The sequence below is a fragment of the Sphingomonas sp. genome (assembly GCF_036387595.1).
In the GTDB taxonomy this organism is placed as follows: domain Bacteria; phylum Pseudomonadota; class Alphaproteobacteria; order Sphingomonadales; family Sphingomonadaceae; genus Sphingomonas.
The window spans coordinates 1-6,278 of sequence record NZ_DASVTL010000079.1; the positions used below are offsets into that span (position 1 = coordinate 1).

General features: G+C 66.6%; 6 protein-coding genes. All 6 read left to right on the forward strand.

Features of this window, described 5'->3' with window-relative positions; all coding sequences use genetic code 11:
• Positions 1 to 1,339, forward strand: a 1,339-nt coding sequence (locus VF643_RS08515) for a TonB-dependent receptor (RefSeq protein WP_331042960.1), incomplete at its 5' end; no start/stop codon positions are given.
• Positions 1,340 to 1,382: 43 nt separating this feature from the next.
• On the forward strand, positions 1,383 to 2,690 hold the full coding sequence (locus VF643_RS08520; protein WP_331042961.1) for an MFS transporter: 1,308 nt from the start codon (positions 1,383 to 1,385) through the stop codon (positions 2,688 to 2,690).
• A 49-nt stretch (positions 2,691 to 2,739) separates the two neighbouring features.
• Positions 2,740 to 3,207 (forward strand): MarR family winged helix-turn-helix transcriptional regulator, encoded by a 468-nt coding sequence (locus VF643_RS08525; protein WP_331042962.1) that lies wholly within the window; start codon positions 2,740 to 2,742, stop codon positions 3,205 to 3,207.
• 71 nt (positions 3,208 to 3,278) lie between these two features.
• Complete coding sequence (locus VF643_RS08530) at positions 3,279 to 4,703, forward strand: aldehyde dehydrogenase (protein WP_331042963.1); 1,425 nt, start codon at positions 3,279 to 3,281, stop codon at positions 4,701 to 4,703.
• 14 nt (positions 4,704 to 4,717) lie between these two features.
• Complete coding sequence (locus tag VF643_RS08535) at positions 4,718 to 5,554, forward strand: p-hydroxycinnamoyl CoA hydratase/lyase (protein WP_331003822.1); 837 nt, start codon at positions 4,718 to 4,720, stop codon at positions 5,552 to 5,554.
• 158 nt (positions 5,555 to 5,712) lie between these two features.
• Positions 5,713 to 6,278, forward strand: a 566-nt coding sequence (locus VF643_RS08540) for a CoA-binding protein (protein ID WP_414713831.1), incomplete at its 3' end; no start/stop codon positions are given.

Sequence of the window (6,278 nt, forward strand, 5' to 3'; positions counted from 1 at the left end):
GTTCGAAACCTTCGCGACAGGCCCGAACGACAATGATCTCGATCTGTGGGGCGTCCAGGGCGTCATCGCCTATGAAATCGGCAGCGCCACGCTGAAGTCGATCACCGCCTATCGCGACATGAAGGCGTATTTCACGCGCGATGGCGACGCATCGCCGTTCCTGTTTCGCCAGACCACCAACCGCGACAAGCAATGGCAGTTCAGCCAGGAACTTCAGGTGACCGGCAAGATCCTGGACGACCGGCTGAGTTACGTGATCGGCGCGTTCTACTTCAAGGAGAAGGCGTCCGACATCGCCACCGCCGACATCGCGGTCGGGCTGCAGCCCCCGCTCGCCACCGCGGGGCCGTTCACGCCGGCGGTGTTCGTCCAGAACTATACCGACAATCGCAGCCTTGCCGCCTACGGCCAGATCGATTTCGAGATACTGCCACGGCTGAGCCTGACGGTGGGTGCGCGCTATACTAGCGATAACAAGGTGTTCACCTCGATCAATGTGCGTCAGCGCGACCTTGTCGAGTTCGTCAATGTGACGAAGGAAGCGACGTTCAACAAGTTCACGCCGCGACTCGGGATCAGCTACAAGGCCGCCGACGATGTGCTGCTGTACGGGTCATATTCGGTGGGGTTCAAGCAGGGCGGGTTCAACGGGCGTCCGCTCGCGAATGCCGAGGAGGTGACCCAATACGCCCCCGAGGAGCTCACCACTTACGAGGCGGGCATCAAGGCGCAGTGGCTCGACGGGCAGTTGACGACCAATCTCGCGGCGTTCCACTCGATCTACAAGGACATCCAGCTGACGGTGAACCAGACGCCGACCAACTTCGTCGCCAACGCCGCGTCGGGCGAGATCAACGGTATCGAGTTCGAGACGGTGATGCGCCCGGCACGCTGGATCAGCGTCAACGCGGGCCTGGGCTATCTCGACGCCAAATACACCTCGGTCGGCCAGGGGTTAGGGCCGACGCAGATCCTGCCGATCACGCTGGGCAGTCGCTTCGTCAAGGCACCCGAGTGGACCGTCACCGCGGGCCTTGATCTCAGCCACGAGTTCGACGGCGGCAGCGAGGTGGCGTTCCGCCTGGACTATACGATGTACAGCCGCATCTTCCAGGATGTCGCCAATACGCCGATCATCACCGAACCCGGTTACGGCCTGCTCAATGCGCGATTGAGCTATACCTTGCCGAGCCGCGCGATCACCTTGGCGATGTTCGGCACCAACCTGACCGATTCGCTCTACCTGGTATCGGGCAACATCTCGGGCGCGTTCGGCCTGGCCGAGGGCAGCTATGGTCGCCCGCGCGAATGGGGCGTCAGCGCGAGCTACAAGTTCTAGCGCCCGGCGCTAGACGGCGCCGCAAGTGAATGTTGGGAGCGACATGACCGCCACAGACCCGCGCTCGATCGTCGATGCGGCGCCCATGTCGCGCTTTCAGTGGGGGATCGTCGCGACGATGATCGGCCTCAACGCGCTCGATGGATTCGACGTGCTGTCGATCAGCTTCGCATCTCCGGGGATCGCCGCCGCCTGGGGGATCGATCGCGCGGCGCTCGGCTTCGTGTTGTCGATGGAGCTGATCGGCATGGCGATCGGATCGCTGGTGCTGGGCGGCGTCGCGGATCGCATCGGGCGGCGCGCGACCATCCTGGGGTGTCTGACCGTGATGGCCGGCGGAATGCTGGGGGCCTCGACCGCGGGTGACGTGACGGCCCTGTCCTTGTGGCGCGTGCTGACCGGCCTTGGCATCGGCGGCATGCTGGCAGCGACCAACGCGGCCGTCGCCGAAGCCGCCAATAGCCGTCGCCGGGCGCTTTGCGTCGTGCTGATGGCGGCCGGCTATCCGGTGGGCAGCGTGATCGGGGGGTCGATCTCGGCGGTTCTGCTCGCGCGCTACGACTGGCAGGCGGTGTTCGTGTTCGGCGGGATCGTGACTTTGTGCTTCATTCCGCTGGTTCTGTGGCGCGCGCCCGAATCGATCGCGTTCCTGATGCACCGGCGTCCGCCGGGCGCGCTGGAGCGGATCAACGTCATGCTGGCGCGGATGGGGCATCCGGCCGTCGATGCCCTGCCCGCGCCCGAGCCGAAAGCGGCCAAGGTGCCGCTGGTCGAACTCTTCTCACCTGCCTTCGTGCGGCTGACCGGCCTGCTGACCCTGGCGTATCTCACGCATATCATGACCTTCTATTTCATCCTGAAATGGATTCCCAAGATCGTCGTGGACATGGGCTTTCCCGCGCCGCTCGCCGCGGGCGTGCTGGTTTGGGCCAGCATCGGCGGCGCGAGCGGATCGCTGGTACTGGGTCTCCTCACCGCGCGGGTGCGGCTGATCGGGCTGACGATCGGCGCCATGCTGTTGTCGACCGTCCTCGTGATCGCCTTCGGGCGGGCGTGGAGCGATCTTGCCGCCCTGTCGCTGATCGCCGCCTGCGCGGGGTTCGCGACCAATGCCGCGGTCGTCGGCCTTTATGCGCTCATCGCGCAGAGCTTCCCGACCGGAGTCCGCGCGACCGCGACCGGGTTCGTCATCGGCATCGGGCGTGGCGGATCGGCGCTGGCCCCCGCCCTGGCCGGCTTGCTGTTCGCCGCGGGCTATGGCCTGTCCACCGTTGCGATCCTGATGGCGCTGGGCTCGGCGATCGCGGCGGGCGCGCTGTTCGTGCTCGGGCGGCAGGCGACGGCGACTTGAGGCGCGGCCTCGGACTGCCTAACGCCCGTCGCTTCAGGAGACTGGCGACGTGCAGGACGAACCGGAAATCGCGATTACGGCGCTCGGCGTGCTCGATGAGCTGGTGGGCTACCACATGCGTCGCGCCTCGGCGGTCATCGGCAACGACTTTGCGCGCGCCATCGCGGGAACGGGCATGCGACAGGTGCTGTTCGGCATCTTGTCGGTCATCGCCGCCAATCCGGGTATCAATCAGGGCAATGTCGGTCGCGCGCTGGGCATCCAGCGCGCCAACATGGTGAGCCTTGTCAACGAGCTGGTCGATTCAGCCCTGGTGCTGCGGGAAACCGCGGCGGACGACCGCCGCGCCTTTGCGCTGACGTTGACGAGCGCGGGCGAGGCGAAGGTCGAGCAAACGTTGGTGCGCATCCGCGCCCATGAGGATCAGCTATTGTCCGGGCTGTCGACAGCCGAGCGAACCCAACTGATCGATCTGCTCGCCCGGATCGAGGCCGTGGGCGCCCGGGACGGGATGTGAACGCGACAAAAGAAGCATTGCGCGCACACACGCCATAAGTTATGTGGTACAACAATAACGGGAGAGGTTGCATGGCTATGCTTGCGCAAGCGCCGATCGTTCGGACCTTCGATCGCGTAAACCCCGTCACCGGCGCCGTCGCGACGACCGCATCCGCGGCGACCGTCGCGGATGCCAACGCCGCGGTGGAGGCGGCCGCCGCGGCATTCCCCGCCTGGTCCGCGCTGGGGCCGAATGCCCGCCGCGCGGCGCTCAACAAGGCCGCCGACGCGCTCGCCGCGAGGGCCGACCAGTTCATCGAGGCGATGATGGGCGAAATCGGCGCGACCGAGGGCTGGGCGCAGTTCAACCTGATGCTCGCCGTCGGCATGGTGCGCGAGGCCGCATCGCTGACCACCCACATCGCGGGCGAGGTGATCCCGTCCGACAAGCCCGGCTGCATCGCGATGGCGCTGCGCGAGCCGGTCGGCGTGCTGCTGGGCATCGCGCCGTGGAACGCACCGATCATCCTGGGCGTACGCGCCGTCGCCGCGCCGCTGGCGTGCGGCAATACCGTCGTGCTGAAGGCGAGCGAGCAATGTCCGCGCACCCATGCGCTGATCGGCGAAGCGTTCGACGAGGCGCTGCCCGCGGGCGCCGTGTCGATCGTCACCAACGCCCCCGCCGATGCCGCCGAGATCGTCGGCGCGTTGATCGATCATCCAGAAATCAAGCGCATCAACTTCACCGGTTCCACGCATGTGGGCAAGATCATCGCCCAGCGCGCGGCCGCGCATCTGAAACCGGTGTTGCTCGAACTCGGCGGCAAGGCCCCGCTGATCGTGCTCGAGGACGCCGACCTCGACGAAGCGGTGAAGGCCGCCGCGTTCGGCGCGTTCATGAACTCAGGCCAGATCTGCATGTCGACCGAGCGGATCATCGTCGTCGAGAGCGTTGCCGACGCCTTTGTCGAGAAGTTCGCGGCCAAGGTCGGCACGATGCCCGTCGGCGATCCGCGCGAGGGCAAGACGCCGCTCGGCGCGGTGGTCGACCAGAAGACCGTCGATCACGTCCGTTCGCTCATCGCCGATGCGGTCGGGTCCGGCGCGGTGCAGGTCAATGGCGGCGAGGCGGACGGGGTGCTGATGCCCGCGCACGTGATCGACAAGGTCACGCCCGACATGAAGCTGTTCCGCGAGGAAAGCTTCGGTCCCGTCGTAGGCGTGATCCGCGCACGCGACGAGGCGCACGCGATCGAGCTGGCCAACGACACCGATTACGGCCTGTCCGCGGCGGTCTTCACCCGCGACACGGCCCGCGGCCTTCGTGTCGCACGCAAGATCAAGTCCGGCATCTGCCACGTCAACGGCCCGACCGTGCACGACGAGGCGCAGATGCCCTTCGGCGGCACCAAGGCGTCGGGCTATGGCCGCTTCGGCGGCAAGGCCGGCATCGACGCCTTCACCGAGCTGCGCTGGATCACGATCGAGACCGAGCCAGGCCATTATCCGATCTAACTAGGGATATTCGCATGACCGAACTGAGCAGCAACGGCGTCGTCAGCTACCTCGTCGAAGACCGTATCGCGTGGGTGAACTTCAACCGTCCCGACAAGCGCAACTGCATGTCGCCGACGTTGAACCGCGACATGATGGAGGTGCTCGACCTTCTGGAATTCCGTGACGATGTCGGCGTGCTGGTGCTGTCGGGCGAAGGCACCGCGTTTTCGGCGGGCATGGACCTGAAGGAATATTTCCGCGAGACCGAGGCCAAGGGGCTGGGCGCCACGCGTCAGGCCCAGCGGGAGAGCTATGGCTGGTGGCGGCGGCTGCGCTGGTATCAGAAGCCGACGATCGCGATGGTCAACGGCTGGTGCTTCGGCGGCGGATACGGCCCGTTGTTCGCCTGCGACCTGGCATTCGCCGCGGACGAGGCGCAGTTCGGTCTGTCCGAGATCAACTGGGGCATCCTGCCGGGCGGCGGCGCGACCAAGGTCGCGGTCGAGCTGCTGCCGTTCCGCAAGGCAATGTACCATGCGATGATGGGCGAGAATGTCGACGGCAAGACCGCGGCGGAATGGGGCCTGGTCAATGAATCCCTCCCCCTCGCGCAGCTTAAGACCCGCGTGATGGATGTGGCCAAGGTGCTGCTCGCCAAGAACCCCGTCGCGCTGAAGGCGACCAAGGACGCGGTGCGCCGCGTGTCGGTGATGAGCTACGACGATGCCGAGGATTATCTGATCCGCGCGCAGGAAGCCGCCAACAGCTACGACAATCACGGCCGCAAGGAAGGCATCCGCCAGTTCATCGACGAGAAGTCGTACAAGCCGGGCCTGGGTGCGTACGACAAGGACAAGGCGGGGGTCTGACGTTCTAAAATCCTCCCCGCATGCGGGGAGGTGGCGCGCGTAGCGCGACGGAGGGGGCCGCCGCCGGCGGGTCGCGCGCGGCGATCCCCCCTCCACCAGCTTCGCTGGTCCCCCTCCCGGTCCCGGGGAGGATCGCAGATGCCGAACGGATGAAATTCATGCCCAAAGACCTATCCCGCCTGCTCACCCCGCGCTCGGTCGCGATCGTCGGTGCCTCCCCCACCCCGGGCGCCCTGGGCAAGTCGGTGCTCGACAATCTCGAACGCCACGGCTTTGCGGGCGACATCCACCTCATCAATCCCAAGCGCGACGCGATCGACGGCCGCCCGTGCCTGAAGTCGATCGAGGACCTGCCGCATGGCGTCGATGCTGCGGTGCTGGCGATCCCGGGGCCGGCAGTGCTCGCCGCGGTGCAGGCGCTTGCGGCGAAGGGCGTCGGCGCCGCGGTGATCTTTGCCGCCGGGTTCGCCGAGGGCGGCGAAGAAGGCCTGGCCGCGCAGGCGGAGGTGGCGCGGATCGCCGCGGATACCGGCATGGTCATCGAGGGGCCGAACTGCCTCGGCATGACGAACTATGTCGCGGGCGTGCCGCTGACCTTCGTCGGGACGCCCGCGCTGCAGCTCACCGGCAAGTCCTGCGTCGGCATCGTCAGCCAGTCGGGGGCGATGGCGGTGGTGCTGGGCACGACGCTGATGGCCAAGGATCTCGGCATTTCGATCTCGGT

Bases quoted from the DNA above. Each gene is read 5' to 3' on its own strand.
- VF643_RS08535 (WP_331003822.1), top strand. From the start codon at position 4,718: ATGACCGAACTGAGCAGCAACGGCGTCGTCAGCTACCTCGTCGAAGAC.
- VF643_RS08530 (WP_331042963.1), top strand. From the start codon at position 3,279: ATGGCTATGCTTGCGCAAGCGCCGATCGTTCGGACCTTCGATCGCGTA.
- VF643_RS08520 (WP_331042961.1), top strand. From the start codon at position 1,383: ATGACCGCCACAGACCCGCGCTCGATCGTCGATGCGGCGCCCATGTCG.